The organism is Ramlibacter ginsenosidimutans, assembly GCF_016654015.1.
GTDB lineage: Bacteria > Pseudomonadota > Gammaproteobacteria > Burkholderiales > Burkholderiaceae_C > Ramlibacter > Ramlibacter ginsenosidimutans.
Genome location: NZ_JAEPWM010000001.1, coordinates 578388 through 594556 on the forward strand (window position 1 = coordinate 578388; position 16169 = coordinate 594556).

General features: G+C 69.5%; 12 protein-coding genes. 4 read left to right on the forward strand and 8 right to left on the reverse strand.

Annotated features, from left to right (window positions below; all coding sequences use genetic code 11):
• Nucleotides 1-9 precede the first annotated feature (9 nt).
• The 3 genes from JJB11_RS02845 to JJB11_RS02855 are packed head-to-tail and all read right to left on the reverse strand — an operon-like array spanning nt 10 to nt 3304.
• A complete protein-coding gene (locus JJB11_RS02845; protein ID WP_201166384.1) occupies nt 10-1263 on the reverse strand; it encodes a CaiB/BaiF CoA transferase family protein in 1254 nt (417 codons plus the stop codon).
• Nucleotides 1263-2432: an acyl-CoA dehydrogenase family protein gene (locus JJB11_RS02850; RefSeq protein ID WP_201166385.1), complete on the reverse strand. Its 1170-nt coding sequence runs from the start codon at nt 2430-2432 to the stop codon at nt 1263-1265. Before JJB11_RS02850 ends, JJB11_RS02845 begins: the two co-directional genes overlap by 1 nt.
• Nucleotides 2429-3304, reverse strand: coding sequence for an HTD2 family dehydratase (locus tag JJB11_RS02855; protein ID WP_201166386.1), 876 nt, complete (start codon nt 3302-3304; stop codon nt 2429-2431). Before JJB11_RS02855 ends, JJB11_RS02850 begins: the two co-directional genes overlap by 4 nt.
• 57 nt (nt 3305-3361) lie before the next feature.
• Here JJB11_RS02855 and JJB11_RS02860 point away from each other — a divergent pair, with 57 nt between their 5' ends.
• A complete protein-coding gene (locus JJB11_RS02860; RefSeq protein WP_201166387.1) occupies nt 3362-4609 on the forward strand; it encodes an MFS transporter in 1248 nt (415 codons plus the stop codon).
• Nucleotides 4610-4612: 3 nt separating this feature from the next.
• Here JJB11_RS02860 and JJB11_RS02865 read toward each other — a convergent pair whose 3' ends face one another.
• The 3 genes from JJB11_RS02865 to JJB11_RS02875 are packed head-to-tail and all read right to left on the reverse strand — an operon-like array spanning nt 4613 to nt 10397.
• Nucleotides 4613-6019 carry an efflux transporter outer membrane subunit gene (locus tag JJB11_RS02865; protein WP_201166388.1) on the reverse strand — a complete coding sequence of 469 codons (1407 nt, stop codon included), beginning with the start codon at nt 6017-6019 and terminating at the stop codon, nt 4613-4615.
• Complete coding sequence (locus JJB11_RS02870) at nt 6016-7206, reverse strand: efflux RND transporter periplasmic adaptor subunit (protein WP_201166389.1); 1191 nt, start codon at nt 7204-7206, stop codon at nt 6016-6018. Before JJB11_RS02870 ends, JJB11_RS02865 begins: the two co-directional genes overlap by 4 nt.
• Nucleotides 7207-7211: 5 nt before the next feature.
• Nucleotides 7212-10397, reverse strand: a complete 3186-nt coding sequence (locus JJB11_RS02875) for an efflux RND transporter permease subunit (RefSeq protein ID WP_201166390.1) — start codon at nt 10395-10397, stop codon at nt 7212-7214.
• A 151-nt stretch (nt 10398-10548) separates the two neighbouring features.
• Between JJB11_RS02875 and JJB11_RS02880 the strand changes: the two genes are divergently transcribed.
• From JJB11_RS02880 to JJB11_RS02890, 3 genes are read left to right on the forward strand one after another with little or no spacing between them, the layout of a single operon-like run.
• Entirely contained in the window at nt 10549-12285 is a 1737-nt protein-coding gene (locus JJB11_RS02880; protein ID WP_201166391.1) for a thiamine pyrophosphate-requiring protein, read from the forward strand.
• 53 nt (nt 12286-12338) lie between these two features.
• Nucleotides 12339-13325, forward strand: a complete 987-nt coding sequence (locus JJB11_RS02885; protein ID WP_201166392.1) for a Bug family tripartite tricarboxylate transporter substrate binding protein — start codon at nt 12339-12341, stop codon at nt 13323-13325.
• A 23-nt stretch (nt 13326-13348) separates the two neighbouring features.
• Complete coding sequence (locus JJB11_RS02890) at nt 13349-14161, forward strand: class II aldolase/adducin family protein (RefSeq protein ID WP_201166393.1); 813 nt, start codon at nt 13349-13351, stop codon at nt 14159-14161.
• A 16-nt stretch (nt 14162-14177) separates the two neighbouring features.
• Here JJB11_RS02890 and fghA read toward each other — a convergent pair whose 3' ends face one another.
• Nucleotides 14178-15023, reverse strand: coding sequence for an S-formylglutathione hydrolase (gene fghA / locus JJB11_RS02895; RefSeq protein WP_201166394.1), 846 nt, complete (start codon nt 15021-15023; stop codon nt 14178-14180).
• 1 nt (nt 15024) lies between these two features.
• Nucleotides 15025-16131 carry an S-(hydroxymethyl)glutathione dehydrogenase/class III alcohol dehydrogenase gene (locus JJB11_RS02900; protein ID WP_201166395.1) on the reverse strand — a complete coding sequence of 369 codons (1107 nt, stop codon included), beginning with the start codon at nt 16129-16131 and terminating at the stop codon, nt 15025-15027.
• Nucleotides 16132-16169: the final 38 nt, after the last annotated feature.

The window sequence follows — 16169 nt, forward strand, 5'->3', positions numbered from 1 at the left end:
CAGCGCCCCTCAGACTGCGTTGGCCTCGCGCAGCCGCGCAATGGCCTCCGTGCCGCGCCCCAGTTCGCGCAGGATGGCGTCAGTGTGCTCGCCCACCGCGGGAATGGGGTCCATGCGGTAGTCGAACGCGCTCTGCACGCCCGGCGGCAACAGGGCCTGCAACGGCCCGGCCGGCGATGCGACCTGCGCCATGCGGCCGCGCGCGCGCAGTTGCGGATGGGCCCAGACATCGGCGACGGTGTTCACGTGCGCATTCGCGATCTGCGCCTCCTCGAGCCGCGCGATCACCTGCTCCGCATCCAGCCGCGCGAAGGCTTCCAGGATGATGGCTTGCAGCTCGCCGCGGTGCGCATTGCGCTGGCTGTTGCTGTCGAAGCGCGGGTCGCTTGCCAGCGCGGGCTGCAGCAGCACCTTGTCGCAGAACGCCTTCCACTCGCGCTCGTTCTGCAGGCCCAGCATCACGGTCTTGCCGTCGCCGGCGGCGAAGGGACCATAGGGGTAGATGGTCGCGTGCGAGGCGCCGCTGCGGGGCGGCGGCTCGGCGCCCTCGTACGCGTAATAGAGCGGGAATCCCATCCACTCGCCCAGCGCCTCCAGCATCGAGACGTCGACGTGCGAGCCTTCGCCCGTCTTCTGCCGTTGCAGCAAGGCGGCGAGCACGCCCGTGTACGCATACATGCCGGCCGCGATGTCGGCGATGGAGATGCCCGCTTTCACCGGCTGCTCCGGCGTTCCGGTGACGGAGAGGAAGCCGGCCTCGCTCTGGATCAGCAAGTCGTAGGCCTTCTTGTCCCGATACGGACCGTCGTTGCCGTAACCCGAGATGTCGCACACCACCAGCCGCGGGTGCTTCGCGTGCAAGGCGTCGTAGCCGAGGCCCATGCGCTCCGCGGCGCCGGGCGCGAGGTTCTGCACCAGCACGTCGGCGCGGGCCAGCAGGTCGCTCAGGACTTGCAAGGCCTCCGGTTGCTTGAGGTCCAGCGTGAGGCTTTCCTTGGACCGGTTCACCCACACGAAGTGCGACGCGAGCCCCTGGGCGCGCGTGTCGTAGGCGCGCGCGAAGTCACCGCTGCCCGGCCGCTCCACCTTGATCACGCGGGCGCCGAGGTCGGCGAGCTGGCGCGTGCAGAAGGGCGCGGCGATCGCGTGTTCCAGCGACACGACGGTGACGCCATCGAGTGGCCGCGGAGATGACCCCCCGGGCGCTGCGCGCCGGCCCCCCAAGGGGGCGCGGCCGTCTTGAGGCGGCTCGGCGACGGCCATCAGAAACTCCTCGGCAGGCCGAGCAGGTGCTCGGCGACATAGGAATAGATCAGGTTGGTCGAGATCGGCGCCACCTGGTACAGGCGCGTCTCGCGGAACTTGCGCTCCACGTCGTATTCGTGCGCAAAGCCGAAGCCCCCGTGCGTCTGCAGGCAGGTGTTGGCCGCTTCCCACGAAGCCTTGGCCGCCAGGTACTTGGCCATGTTCGCCTCGGCCCCGCAGGGCTGCTTGGCATCGAACAGCGAACACGCCTTGAAGCGCATCAGGTTGGCCGCCTCGGTCTCGATGTAGGCGTCGGCGATGGGAAAGGCGATGCCCTGGTTCTGCCCGATGGGCCGGTTGAACACGACGCGCTCGCTCGCATAGCGCCGCGCCTTGTCCACGAACCAGTACGCGTCGCCGATGCACTCCGCCGCGATCAGCGTGCGCTCGGCGTTCAGGCCGTCGAGGATGTAGCGGAAGCCCTGCCCTTCCTCGCCGATCAGGTTCTCCGCCGGGATCTCCAGGCCGTCGAAGAACACCTCGTTGGTCTCGTGGTTCACCATGTTGCGGATAGGCCGCACCGTCATGCCGCGCCCGATCGCATGGTGCAGGTCCACCAGGAAGATGCTCATGCCCTCGCTTTTCTTCTTCACTTGCGCGAGCGGCGTCGTGCGCGCCAGCAGGATCATCAGGTCGGAGTGCTGGATGCGCGAGATCCACACCTTCTGCCCGTGCACGACGTAGCGGTCGCCCTTCTTCACGGCGGTGGTCTTGAGCTGCGTCGTGTCGGTGCCCGTGCTGGGCTCGGTGACAGCCATCGTCTGCAGGCGCAACGCCCCGCTCGCGATGCGCGGCAGGTACTGCTGCTTCTGCTGCGCGGAGCCGTGGCGCAGCAGCGTGCCCATGTTGTACATCTGGCCATGGCAGGCGCCGGCATTGCCGCCCGACAGGTTGATTTCCTCCATCACCACCGAGGCCTCCGCGAGCCCCAGCCCCGAGCCGCCGTACTCGGCCGGGATCATCGCAGCGAGCCAGCCCGCCTGCGTGAGCGCATCGACGAAGGCCGCAGGATAGCCGCGTTCGCCGTCCACCTGCTGCCAGTACGCCGAGTCGAAGCGGCCGCACAGGTCGCGCAGCGCTTCGCGCATCTCCTGGTACGCATCGGGCGTGGGGATCTGCGTCTTCATGCGAACCGCGCCTCCGCCTGCATGGTGAGCCAGCCTTCGTGGTCCTGCGCCCAGAGCTGGGCACCCTTGCCATCGGCGGACGGTCGGCCGCTCACGCGGAAGGGATGCAGGTCGAAGGTCGGGCGCACGGCCTTGAAACTGAAGCTCGCCAGGCGCGCGTCGGGACGCTCGCGGCGCGCGAGATCGACCAGCAGCGTTGCGATCAGTGGCCCGTGCACGATGAGGCCCGGATAGCCTTCGACTTTCGTCACGTAGCGCCGGTCGTAGTGGATGCGGTGGCCGTTGAACGTGAGCGCGGAATAGCGGAACAGCAGCACGTCGTCGGGCACGATCTCGCGCGACCATGTCGCCTGCGCGGGCGCGGCCTGCGGCGGCGGCACCGGGTCACCGGGGCGCGGCGCCGGCCGGTAGACGATGTCGTGCTCCTCGGTGAGCGCCAGCCCTTGTGCGTTGCGCAGCTCGTGGCGCACCAGCACGAAAAGCAGGTCGCCGCTGCGCCCCGACTTGTGCGTGACCGAAACGATTTTCGACGTGCGCTCCACCGCCTCGCCTACGCGCAGCGGCGCCAGCCACTGCAGCCGCCCGCCGGCCCACATGCGGCGCGGCAGCGGCACCGGCGGCAGGAAACCGCCGCGCTTCGGATGGCCGTCCGGACCCAGCTCGCTTTGCCGCGCACTGGGCAGGAAGTACAGCCAGTGCCACAGGGGCGGCAGTTCCGTACCCCGCACCGGCTCGGGATCGTCGCGATCGAGCGTGGCCGAGAGGTTGCGCACCGGCGCGGCCGTGATCTCGTCGTGCAAGGTCTCGCTGCGGCCCTGCCAGTCCTGCAGCTGGGCGAGGAGTTCGGGAGTGAGGGTGGATGCGGCGTCCATGGCGCGATTAAACCAGCCCCGGCGGCGGGCTGCGGCCGGGGTCCTTATGATGAGCGGATGGCTGCTCGCTGGTACTTCGGCTGGAACATCGTCGCTGCGGCGGCCTTGCTCACCCTCCTCTCCTCGGGCCTGCGCCTGAGCTTCGGTCCCTTCTTCCTGCCGGTCGCGCACGACCTCGGCTTCAGCCGCAGCCTGCTGGCGAGCATCGTCGCCGTCGGCATGCTGGCCTACGGTCTCGCGATGCCCGTGGCCGGCCATCTGATCGCGCGCTTCGGCACGCGCTTCGTGCTGTTGACCGGCAATGCGACCGTCGTGGCCGCCGTGCTCTGGACCGTCCGCACCGAATCGCCGCTCGCCTTCCTGTGCTCCTTCGGCCTGCTGTTGTCCGTGGGCCTGGCCTTCACCAGTCCGGTGGCGCTCACGCCCGTCATCAGCCACTGGTTCACGAGGCGGCGCGGCATGGCCCTGTTCTTCCTATCGACCGGCTCGATGGCGGGCATGGCCTTGATGACGCCGGTGCTCACGATGGCCATCGCCCACTTCGGCTGGCGCGCCACCCTGCTCGGCTACGCGACGGTGTTCACGCTGGTGACACTGCCAGCCGCGCTGTTCGTCGTGCACGACGCGGCCCCGGAGCACACCGACCTGAATGCCGAGGAGTTCGCGGCGCAGCGCGCGCGCTCCGGGGCGCAGCCGCAGAGCCTCACCTTGCGCCAGGCGATGGGCACCGTGCCCTTCTGGAAGATCTTCTTCGGCCTGTTCGCGTGCGGCTTCAGCATGAACCTGCTGGGCACGCACGGCGTGCCCATGCTGATGGACCATGGCTTCGACCCGTTCACGAGCTCCATGGGCATCGGCCTGATCGGCTTCGTCGCGATCGCGGGCACGCTGATGCTCGGACGCCTGGCCGACCGGCTGCCGCGCCGCCACATCCTCGCGACCATCTATTTCGTGCGCGGTCTCGGCTTCTTCGCGCTGGTGCTGGTGGGCACGCACTGGGAGCTGTATCTCGCCTCCGCGATCGGCGGACTCGTGTGGGCGGGCAGCATCGCCCTGTCCTCCGCCATCCTGGCCGACATCTACGGCGTCCGCCTGGTCGGCGTGCTGTACGGCATGGCCTACCTGGGCCACCAGGTGGGCGGGACCATCAGCTCGTGGCTGGGCGGCTGGGGCTACGAGCACTTCGGCACGCACTGGGTGGCGTTCGGCGCGGCGGGCCTGCTGCTGGTGGCCGCGGGCGTGGTGGCGTTGCAGCTCCCGCGCAGGGGCTTCACGCTGATGGCGCCGGCCGCGGTCGCGGCCTGAGCGCTACCACTCGCCGCCGACCGCCTTCACGAGGAACACGCTGACCAGCATGCGCTGGCCGAGCAGCTGTGCGACCTGGCGCTGGCCATTGAGCAAGGCCTGCTGCGCCGTGATCACTTCGAGGTAGCTTGCAGCGCCGCCCTCGTAGCGGTCATTGGCGAGCTGCAGCACGCGCTCGGCACTGCGCTCCGCTTGCCGCGCCTGCGCCACCGCGCGATCCAGGGCGACACTGCCATTGAGGCCGTCCTGCACTTCCTGCAGCGCGGTAAGCACGGTGCGCCGGTAGTTCGCCACGGCCAGTTGGTAGCCCGCCTGCGCGATCGCGACGTTCGCATCGGTGCGTCCCGCGTCGAACAGCGGCTGCGTGACCGCGAGTCCCAGCGACCACACCAGGCTCGGCGCGTCGAACACCGTGGAGAGCAGGCGCGAGTCGATGCCGCCCACCGTGCTGAGCATGAGGCTGGGATAGTAGGCGGCGCGCGCCACGCCGATTTGCGCATTGGCTGCGGCCATCGCGCGTTCGGCCGATGCGACGTCGGGCCGGCGCTGCAGCACCTCGGAAGGGATGGCCACGGGCACTGCCGGCGGTGTCCGCGGCCGCGCCTCGGGCGCCACGGTGAACGCCGGCGCGGGGCGTCCGGTGAGCGCGGCCAGTGCCGTCTCGAACTGCGAGCGCTGCCGGCGCAGCACTTCCACCTGCGTCATCGTCTGGTCCAGCAGCGCCTGCTGCTGCGCGACGTCGAGGCCCGAGGTCGCGCCGAGTTCGTGCCGTGCCGTGGCCAGGTCCATCGCGCGGCGTTGCAGGGCGATCGACTGGTCCAGCACGTCCAGCTCGATGTCGGTCTCGCGCAGGTTGAAGTACGCGTTGGCCACGTCCGTGGTGAGCACGAGCCGCGCGTTCTGGAAATCCGCCACGGACTGCTCGGCGCCGGCGCGCGCCGCCTCCACCGCGCTGCGGATGCGCGCCCACAGGTCCGCCTCGTACGACACGCCCAGCGTCAGCGCGAACTCGTTCTGCACCGTCTGGAAGTTGGACGAGCTGTAGTTGGTAAGCGGCCGGTTGGCCGAGATCTGCTGGCGCAAGCCGCGCGCGCCCGCCGACACCTGCGGGAACAGGCCCGCGTTCTGCACGTCGACGGCGGAGCGCGCCTGCGCCAGGCGCGCGGCGGCGGCAGCGAGCGTCGGGCTCTCCTGCAGGGCCTGCGCTTCCAGCGCATCGAGCTGCGGGTCGCCGAACAGCTGCCACCAGGCGCCGCGCACGGCCGCATCGTCGGGGCGCGCCGGCCGCCAGCCCTCGGCCGGCTTCCAGTCGGCCGGCACCTCCACCTGCGGCGGCTGGTAGGCAGGCGGCGCGGCGCAGGCCACGAGCGCGGCCGCCAGGGACGCGATGCAAGCACGCCGCCAGCTCACGGCGCGCCCTTGTTGCCGGTCACGGGTTTCGCATCCGCCACCACCTGCACCTTGTCGCCGGCGGCGATCGAGTCCGGGGGGTTGAGCACCAGGCGCTCGTTGCCGGCCAGGCCTTGCAGCACCTCGACGGAGTCGCCGTAGTTGCGACCCAGGTGCACCGGCGCCAGCCGCACGGTGCCGCTGTCGTCCACGCGGGCGACCAGCACACCTTCGCCGCGGAACAGGAGCGCATTCGCGGGAACGGTGAGCACGCCGCTGGGCGCCGCCGCGAGTTCGACGTTGACGAAGGCGCCGGGCAGCAGCGCGCCGTCGTGATTGGGCAGCAGCACCTCCACCTGCATCGTGCGCGTGGCGGTGTCGATCGCGCCCGCGGTGCGCGCCACCTGCGCCGGGAAGCTGCGCCCGCGCATCTCGGCCAGCGTCACCACGGCCGGCTGGCCCTGGTGCACCAGTTGCGCGTAGGCCTGCGGCACGTTGATGTACACGCGCAAGGGATCGGTCTGCGACAGCAGGAACAGCGGCTTGTTGCTGTCGATCAGGTCGCCGATGTCCACGTTGCGCTTGGTGATCACGCCGGAGAAGGGCGCGAGCACGCGCTTGAAGGATTCCACCTGGCGCAGGCGCTCGACGTTCGCATCGGCGCCGGCGAGATTCGCACGCGCCTGCACATAGGCGCTGCGGCGCTCCTCCAGCTCCTGCTGCGATACGGCATCGCGCTTGCGCAACGCCTCCCAGCGTTCCACCGTCGTGCGCGCCAGCTCCAGGCTGGCGGCCGTCTGGTTGCGGGCGGCCACGGCCTGCGAGAGTTGCTGGTCCAGCTCCGGCGTGTCGATCTCCGCGAGCAGCTCGCCTTCCTTCACGCGGCTGCCGATGTCCTTGGTCCAGCGCCGCAGGTAGCCGCCGGCGCGCGCGGAGACCGGCGCCTGCACGAAGCCCTGCAGCGTGCCGGGCAGGCTGAGCGAATGGGTCGCGCCGCCCGCGTGCACGGTGGTGACGCGCACGTACTGCTCGGCGCTTTCCTGCGAATGCTGCTCCAGCGTCTTCGCATTGCTCATGCGGCTGACGATGGTGCGGCCCGCGCCCAGCGCCAGCAGCACCAGCACGGCGATGGTCGCGCGGTGCGTCCAGCGCCGCACCTGCGCGCGCTGCGCGTCGTCGGTGGAGGAAACCTGGGAATCTTGCGTCATGGGGATCAGCTTTCCTGCGGCAGGACCGGTGCGGCCTGCGAGGGCGGCGCACGCCGGGCGGCACGCCGTGCGAGCCGTTCGTGCACACCCGCATAGAGCACGGGGACGAACAGCAGCGTGGACACCGTGGCGAACAGCAGGCCACCGATCACGGCGCGACCGAGGGGCGCATTCTGCTCCCCGCCTTCGCCCAGGCCGAGGGCCATGGGAATCATGCCGATGATCATCGCCAGCGCGGTCATCAGCACCGGCCGCATGCGGGTGGCGCCGGAGGACTGCGCGGCGTGCAGCGGCGTGAAGCCCTCCTCGCGCTGCTGCCGCGCGAACGCGACCACCAGGATCGAGTTGGCCGTGGCAACGCCCATGGTCATGATGGCGCCGGTGAGCGCCGGCACGCTCAAGGTCGTGCCGGTGATGAACAGCATCCAGGCGATGCCGGCCAGCGCCGCGGGCAGCGCCGCCACGATGATCGCCGCGTCGATCCAGGACTGGAAGTTGACCACCACCAGAAGATAGACGAGCACGATCGCCATGGCGAGCCCCAGGCCGAGGCCGGCGAAGGAACTCTGCATGGTCTGCACCTGTCCGCGCAGCACCACCTGGTTGCCGCGCTTGAGGTGCGGCCGCTCGGCATCGACCAGCTTGGCCACCCGGTCGGCCACGCTCGCCAGGTCCGTGCCCTGCACGCTGACGAAGAGGTCCAGGGCCGGAGCGATGTTGTAGCGCGAGACCACGGGCAACTGCCGCGCGGGCTGCGCCTCCACCAGGTTGCCCAGCAGCTGCGGCGGCTGGCCGCTGTTGGCCGCGCCGACCGGCAGGTTAAGCAGCGAACCCATGGAGTCGACCGCGTACTGCGGGCTCTGCACGACGATGTTGTAGACCACGCCGTTCTGCGGGTTGAGCCAGAAGGCCGGCGCGGTCTGCGAACTGCCGGACAGCGCGATCAGCACGTTCTGCCCGACGTTGCTCGCGGACAGCCCCACCTGCTGCAGCCGCGTGCGGTCCATCTGCAGGTCCAGCACCGGGCCGTCCAGGCGCTGGTGCACGTGCGCATCCACGGCGCCGGGAATCTGGCGGATCTTCTTGACCAGGGCGGCGGCGAGCAGCGCATTGCCCTGCAGGTCGTTGCCGGTGAACTGCACGTCGATCGCGGCGGGCAGGCCGAAGTTGAGGATCTGCGTGACGATGTCGGCCGGCTGGAAGAAGAACTCGATGCCGGGGAAGCGCCGCGGCAGTTCCGAGCGCAGCAGCGACACCCAGTGCGCGGTGGGCTGGTGGCCCTCCTTCAGCGACAGCAGGATCTCGCCATCGAGCGAGCCGATGGTGCCGGCATTGCTGTACGAAAGGTTGATGCCGCTGTTCGGGATGCCCAGGTTATCGAGCACGGTCTGCAGTTCGCCGGGCGGAATCATCTGCCGGATCACCTGCTCCACCTGGTCCGCGATGCGCGCGGTCTCCTCGATGCGCGTACCGGTGGGCGCGCGCATGTGCAGCCGGATCTGGCCCGCATCGACGCTGGGGAAGAAGTCGCGCCCGAGCAGCGGCACCAGCAGCAGCGACGCGAGGCAGAAGGCGAGGAAGACGCCGCCGAACACGCCCTTGCGCGCCAGCAGTCCCGCCAGCAGCACTGCGTACGCGCGGCGCAGCCGTTCGAACTGGCGGTCGAAGGCCAGGTACACGCGCTGCAGCGGGCCGGGCGCAGCGTCGCGGTCGTGGCCGCCCAGCATGAGCATCACCAGCGTGGGCACCAGGCTGCGCGACAGGAAGTACGACGCGATCATCGCGAACACCACCGCTTCGGCCAGCGGCACGAACAGGAAGCGCGCGACACCCGAGAGGAAGAACATCGGCACGAACACGATGCAGATGCACAGCGTCGAGACGAACGCCGGCGTGCCGATCTCGCCCGCGCCGACCTCGATCGCCGCGAGCAGGGGCTTGCCCTCGTGCAGGTGGCGCTCGATGTTCTCGATGGTCACGATCGCCTGGTCCACCAGGATGCCGACCGAGAGCGCCAGCCCGCCCAGCGTCATGATGTTCAGCGTCTCGCCCAGCGCGAACAGCGCCAGGATCGACGCGAGGATCGACAGCGGAATGGTGAGCGCGATGATCAGGGTGCTGCGCCAGTTGCCCAGGAACAGCAGCACCATGGCGGCTGTGAGCAATGCAGCGATCGCCGCCTCGGCGACGACGCCATGGATCGCTGCCGTGACGAACAGCGACTGGTCGAACAGCGTGGCGATCTTCACGTCGGGCGGCAGCTGCTGCGCGGCGACCGGCAGCATGGCCTTGAGGTCGCTCACGATGTCCAGCGTGGAGGCGCCGCCGTTCTTCAGGATGGACAGCAGCACGCCGCGCTTGCCGTCCTGGCGCACCACGTTGGTCTGCGGCTGGAAGCCGTCGCGCACGGTCGCCACATCGTGCAGGTAGGTGGTGGTGCCGCCGCTGGTGCGCACCGGCAGCTCGCCGAGGCCGGCGATGGCTTCCGGCGAGCCGTTCATGCGCACCGTGTATTCGGTCTCGCCGAGCTTGGCCGTCCCCGAGGGCAGGATCAGGTTCTGGGTGTTGATGGCGTTGACCACGTCGGCCGGCGCCAGCCCGCGCGCCTGCAGGGCCTGGGTGTCCAGGTCCACCGAAATCACCTTGATCTTGCCGCCGTACGGGAAGGGAATGGCGACGCCGGGAATGGTGACGAGCCGCGGGCGCAGCGTGTTGATCGCGAGGTCGAACACGGACTGCTCGGGCAGCGTGCCGCTGGAAAGCGCCAGTTGCACGACCGGAATGCTGGAGGCCGAGTACTTGATCACCAGCGGCGGCGTGATGCCGGGCGGCAGCGAGCGCACCTGCGTCTGCACTGCGGCGACCGTCTGCGCGATCGCCGTCTGGATGTTGGCGGTCGGCTGGAAGAAGGCCTTGATCACCGTGATGCCGGGCAGCGAGGTCGACTCGATGTGCTCGATGTCGCTGACCGTCGTGGTCAGGCCGCGCTCGCTGGACGCGGCGATGCGCTGGCCCATCTCCTGGGCGGGCAGGCCGTTGTAGTTCCAGATGATGGAGATCACCGGGATGTTGATCTCCGGGAAGATGTCCGTGGCCATGTTGCGCAACGCCAGCGGCGTGGCCAGCACGATCAGCATGGCCATCACGATGAACGTGTAGGGGCGGCGAAGCGCCAGCGAGACGAGCGACATCAGCGAGGGACCTTCGGGAGACGCGGGATGATAAGCCGAGGGTGGGGCGGGCATACCCGGGTTCGTCCTATCGGAACTGGCAGGTCTCGATGATCCTGGCGCGTGTATAACGAACCGGGCCAGTGACGAGCCCCCAGGAGACAACACAAGCATGGCGAACCACAACGTCAACACGCACAGCAGCGCCCACTATTTGCTGGAAGGCCTGGTCGACCTGGGCATCGACTACATCTTCTCCAACTTCGGCACCGACCACGTCTCCATCATCGAGGAGATGGCACGCTGGCGCCGGCAGGGCCGCAAGCTGCCCGAGGTGGTGTTGTGCCCGCACGAGAACGTCGCGATCCACATGGCGGCGGGCTATGCCGCCATGACGGGGCGGGGCCAGGCCGTGATGGTGCACGTGGACGCCGGCACGGCCAACGCCGCCATGGGCATGCACAACATGTTCCGCTCTCGCCTGCCGGTGCTGCTCATGGCGGGCAAGGCGCCGTACACGCTGCGCGGCGAGCTGGAAGGCTCGCGCGACAACTACGTGCACTTCGTGCAGGACCCCTTCGACATCGGCAGCCTGGTGCGGCCGTACGTGAAGTGGGAGTACTCGCTGCCCAGCGGCCTGATCGCCAGGGAAGTGCTGCGGCGTGGCCAGGCCATGATGCAGAGCGATCCCCCGGGCCCGGTGTACCTGACGCTGCCGCGCGAGGTGCTCGCCCAGAGGTGGCCGGCCGAAGGTGTGCAGGCCTTTCCCGCCGAACGTTATGGCCCCGTCACGGCGGGCGGCGTCGATCCAGCGCGCCTGCAACCGCTGGTGGATCGCCTGCTCGCCGCGCGCGCGCCCATGGTCGTCAGCTCCTACCTCGGGCGCAAGGCCGAGGCCGTGCACGCCTTGCGCGACCTGGCCGAGCTCTGCGGCGTCCGCGTGTATGAGTTCCAGCCGACCCACATGAACATCCCGCGCGAGTCGCCCTGCTTCGGCGGCTTCGACCCGGGCGCCGGGCTGAAGGACTGCGACCTGGGCCTGCTGCTGGACGTGGACGTGCCCTGGCTGCCGCGCTTCACGCGCGAGAACCCCGCCACCTGGTGGGCGCATGTCGACGTCGATCCGCTGAAGCAGGACTTTCCGATGTGGGGCTTCGCGACCGACCTGCGCCTGCAGGCCGACGCGGGCACCGTGCTGCGCCAGCTGGCCGCGATGGTGCGTGAGCAGGCCGATGAGAGCTTCCATGCGCGCGTGTCCGAACGCATCGCCGGCTGGGCCAAGGTGAACGAGGCGCGGCGGCACTCCGTGGCCCAGGCGGGCGCGCAAGCCGGTCGACCGGGCGCCCTCAGCCCCGCGGCCGTCTGTGCCGCGCTCGGCCGCGCCCTGCGTGCCGAGGACGTCGTCGTCAACGAGGCGATCCGCAATTCGCCGGGCGTCCTCAACCAGATCCCGCGCAGCCTGCCGCTCACCCTGCTCGGTTGCAGCGGCGGGGGGCTGGGCTATAGCGGCGGCATGGCCCTGGGCGTCAAGCTCGCGCGGCCCCAGTCGCGCGTCGTGCAGGTGGTCGGCGACGGCGGATTCCACTTCGGCACGCCGTCTTCGGTGTACGCGGTGGCGCAGCGCTATGCGGCGCCCATCCTGACGGTCGTCCTGGACAACGGCGGTTGGCAGGCGGTCAAGGAAGCCGTGCTGCGGGTCTATCCCGACGGGGAAGCCGCGGGCGCCGACGAATTCCAGGCGCGCCTGCAGGGCGAGCACCGGCACTTCGAGCAGGTGTGCCAGGCCTTCGGCGGTTACGGCGAAGCCGTGAGCGAGCCGCAGCAACTGGAAGGCGCCATCGCGCGCTGCCTGGCGGCGGTGGATCGCGGCCAGGCGGCCGTGCTCAATGTGAGCGTGGGGCTGCAATGATCCGCGGCCGGCTGCAGCGCGCGCCGGAGACATTCAACAAAGGAGACCAAGCAATGAACCCTTTCTCACGCCGTCGCGCACTGGCCGCGGCCTCCCTGGCAGGGCTGGCCGCGCTGGGCCTGCTGGATGCGGCACACGCCACCGACGCGCCCACGTTCCCGTCGCGGCCCATCACCATCGTCGTGGGCTACTCGCCCGGCGGCGCCAACGACGTGCTGGCCCGCATCTATGCCGACAAACTCGGCGCCGAACTGGGACAACCCGTGATCGTGGAGAACCGCCCCGGCGTGGCCGCGATCATCGGTTCGCAGTACGTGGCGAATGCCAAGCCGGACGGCTACACGCTGCTGATGGGAGCCAGCGGGCCCATGGTCTTCAACCACGCGCTCTATCGCAAGCTGCCGTACAAGCAGGGCGACTTCGCGCCCATTTCCCTGGTCGGCACCTTTCCGCTCGTGCTACTGACCCAGGCGTCCAATCCCGCGAAGAACCTCGCGGAACTGGTGGACGCATCGAAGAAGCAGCCGGACAAGTCCAACTACGGCGCGTCCGCCGCTTCGTTCCAGCTGATCACGGAACTGTTCAACGGCCAGACCGGCGCGCGCTTCGCCCATGTCCCCTACAAGGGCAGCAACGACTCGATCCTGGCCGTGATGAGCGGCGACGTGACCATGACGCTGGTCGACGCGGGCCCCGCCACCACCGCGCTGCAGGGCTCGCGCGTCAAGGCGCTGGCCGTCACCTCGGGCGAGCGACTGAAGTCGCTGCCGCAGGTGCCGACGATGAAGGAACTGGGCATCGACCTGTCCGTCACGCTGTGGAGCGGCCTGCTCGCGCCGGCGGCCACGCCCCAGCCGGTCATCGACCGGCTGAACCAGGCCATCGTCCGGGTGGGTGAGATGCCGGAGGTCAAGGCGCGCATCACGGCGCTGTCCATCGATCCCGTGACCAGCTCACCGCAGGCTTTCGCGCAGCGGATCGCCTCCGAGATCAAGTTCTGGAGCCAGGTCGCGCGCGAAAAGAACATCTACGCCGACTGAGCGGGCATCGAAGGAGAACGCACATGAATGCCGTATCGGGCCCGCGGCCGCCGCAAGTCGAACTGAGCTTCGGGAAGGACGGCCTGCGTTGGCCGGAGCCCCCGCGTTTCGCCAGCAAGGAGTCCGAACGCGAGCACGGCAAGGTGCGGCTGGCGGTAGCCTTCCGGATCTTCGCAATGCACGGCTTCGACGCCGGCATCGCGGGCCACATTTCCTATCGCGACCCGGCGCGGCCCGATCACTTCTGGGTCAACCCGCTGGGCGTGCACTTCAGCCGCATCAAGGTCTCCGACCTGGTGCTGGTGGACCATGCGGGAAGGATCGTGGAGGGCAAGCATCCGATCAACGCCGCCGCCTACGCCATCCATTCCCGCATCCATGCGGCCCGCCCCGATGTCGTCGCAGCCGCGCACTCGCATTCGCTCTTCTGCACGACGTATGCGTCGTTCGGCAAACTGCTGCCGGCGGTCACGCAGGAAGCCTGTGCCTTCTACCAGGACCACGCCTTGTTCGACGGCTACAACGGCATCGCCGCGGACATCTCCGAAGGCGACATGATCGCGCAGGCGCTGGGATCGTCGAAGGCCGTCATCTGCCGCAATCACGGTGTCTTCACGGTCGGCCAGACCATCGAGGAGGCGGTCGCGTGGTACCTGCGGATGGAGCGAGCCTGCGAGCAGGTCCTCCTGGCCAGGGCCGCGGGCTCGCCGGTGGAGATCGATGCGGAGACGGCCGCCTTGACGCGCAAGCAGGTCGGCTCCCCCCGGGCGGGCTGGAACGGACTGCAGCCGCTGGTGGAGAAAGTGCTGGCCGAGCAGCCCGAGCTGAAGGAATAGCGCGCGCGGCAGCCGCTCAGGCCGCGAGCCCCCGCGCGTGGTGCTCCACGTGATCGGCGATGAAGCTCTGGATGAAGAAGTAGCCGTGGTCGTAGCCCGCGTGCCGGCGCAGCTCCAGCGGCTGGCCCGCGGCGGCGCACGCCTGCTCGAGGCGCTCGGGACGCAACTGAGTAGCGAGGAACGGGTCCTCCTCGCCCTGGTCGACCAGCAGCGGCGGCGCCTTGGCTCCGCCCTCGATCAGCTTCACGGCGTCGTGCGCCGCCCACGCAGCGCGGTCCTCTCCCAGGTAGCCGCGCAGCGCCTTCTGGCCCCACGGCACTTCGGTCGGCGCGGCGATGGGCGCGAACGCGGAGACGGTACGGAAGCGCCCCGGATGGCGCAGCGCCAGCGTCAGCGCGCCGTGGCCGCCCATGGAGTGGCCGAGCACGCCGATCCGATCGGTGCGCAACGGGAAATGGCGTTGCAGCAGCGCCGGCAACTCCTCCATCAGCCAGCTCTCCATGCGCCAGTGCTGCGCATACGGCTCCCGCGTCGCGTCCAGGTAGAAGCCCGCACCGGTGCCGAAGTCCCAGTCGGCATCGGCCTCGGCGATGCCCGTGTTGCGCGGGCTCGTGTCGGGGGTGACCAGCACGAGGCCGTGCCGGGCCGCATGCTGCTGCGCGCCCGCCTTGATCGCGAAGGTCTGCTCGTTGCAGGTCAGGCCCGCCAGGCACAGCAGCACCGGCTGCGGGCCTTCGCGCGCCTGCGGCGGCAGGTAGACGCCGAAGCGCATGGGCAGGCCCGCGGCTTCGGACGCGTGCTCGTAGAAGCCCTGCACGCCGTCGAAGCAGCGGTGCTCCTCCAGGGTGGTGAGCTCCGCCATGTCAGTACACCACGACCGAGCGGATCGACTCGCCGGCCCGCATCAGCTCGAAGCCCTTGTTGATGTCCTGAAGCGGCAGGCGGTGCGTGATGAGGTCGTCGATGTTGATCTTGTGCTCCATGTACCAGTCGACGATCTTCGGGACGTCGGTGCGGCCGCGCGCGCCGCCGAAGGCCGAGCCCTTCCACACGCGCCCGGTCACCAGCTGGAAGGGCCGCGTCGCGATCTCCTTGCCGGCCTCGGCGACGCCGATGATCACGCTCTGGCCCCAGCCCTTGTGGCAGCACTCCAGCGCCTGCCGCATCGTCGTGGTGTTGCCGATGCACTCGAAGCTGTAGTCGGCCCCGCCGTCGGTGAGTTGCACGATGGCATCCACGATGTTCTCGTGCTCCTTCGGGTTCAGGAAATGCGTCATGCCGAACCGGCGCGCCATCGCTTCGCGCTTCGGGTTCAGGTCGACGCCGACGATCTTGCCGGCGCCCGCCATTTTCGCGCCCTGGATCACGTTCAGGCCGATGCCGCCGAGGCCGAACACCACGACGTTGGCCCCGGGCTCGACCTTCGCCGTCCAGATCACCGCGCCGATGCCGGTGGTGACGCCGCAACCGATGTAGCAGACGGTGTCGAAGGGCGCGTCGCTGCGGATCTTCGCCATCGCGATCTCGGGCGCGACGATGTAGTTGCTGAAGGTCGACGTGCCCATGTAGTGCAGGATGGGCTGGCCCTTCAGCGAGAAGCGCGAGGTGCCGTCGGGCATCAGCCCGCGGCCTTGCGTGAGCCGGATCGCCTGGCACAGGTTGGTCTTGCGCGACAGGCAGAACTTGCACTGCCGGCACTCGGGCGTGTAGAGCGGGATGACGTGGTCGCCGGGCTTGAGCGAGCTCACGCCGGGTCCCACGTCCACCACGATGCCCGCACCTTCGTGGCCCAGCACCGCGGGGAAGAGCCCTTCGGGATCGGCGCCGGACAGCGTGTATTCGTCGGTATGGCAGATGCCCGTGGCCTTGATCTCCACCAGCACCTCGCCGGCGCGGGGACCCTCCAGGTCCAGTTCCTCGATGGTCAGCGGCTGGCCTGCCTGCCAGGCCACTGCGGCGCGGGTCTTCATGGGGATGCTCCGTTGCTTTGGGTGAGCGCGAAGCTTCG

Excerpts from the sequence above, each read along its gene's own strand:
- JJB11_RS02885 (WP_201166392.1), top strand. The coding sequence starts at position 12,339 with ATGAACCCTTTCTCACGCCGTCGCGCACTGGCCGCGGCCTCCCTGGCA.
- JJB11_RS02900 (WP_201166395.1), bottom strand. The coding sequence starts at position 16,131 with ATGAAGACCCGCGCCGCAGTGGCCTGGCAGGCAGGCCAGCCGCTGACC.
- JJB11_RS02845 (WP_201166384.1), bottom strand. The coding sequence starts at position 1,263 with ATGGCCGTCGCCGAGCCGCCTCAAGACGGCCGCGCCCCCTTGGGGGGC.
- fghA (WP_201166394.1), bottom strand. The coding sequence starts at position 15,023 with ATGGCGGAGCTCACCACCCTGGAGGAGCACCGCTGCTTCGACGGCGTG.
- JJB11_RS02875 (WP_201166390.1), bottom strand. The coding sequence starts at position 10,397 with ATGTCGCTCGTCTCGCTGGCGCTTCGCCGCCCCTACACGTTCATCGTG.
- JJB11_RS02860 (WP_201166387.1), top strand. The coding sequence starts at position 3,362 with ATGGCTGCTCGCTGGTACTTCGGCTGGAACATCGTCGCTGCGGCGGCC.
- JJB11_RS02870 (WP_201166389.1), bottom strand. The coding sequence starts at position 7,206 with ATGACGCAAGATTCCCAGGTTTCCTCCACCGACGACGCGCAGCGCGCG.
- JJB11_RS02855 (WP_201166386.1), bottom strand. The coding sequence starts at position 3,304 with ATGGACGCCGCATCCACCCTCACTCCCGAACTCCTCGCCCAGCTGCAG.
- JJB11_RS02890 (WP_201166393.1), top strand. The coding sequence starts at position 13,349 with ATGAATGCCGTATCGGGCCCGCGGCCGCCGCAAGTCGAACTGAGCTTC.
- JJB11_RS02850 (WP_201166385.1), bottom strand. The coding sequence starts at position 2,432 with ATGAAGACGCAGATCCCCACGCCCGATGCGTACCAGGAGATGCGCGAA.
- JJB11_RS02880 (WP_201166391.1), top strand. The coding sequence starts at position 10,549 with ATGGCGAACCACAACGTCAACACGCACAGCAGCGCCCACTATTTGCTG.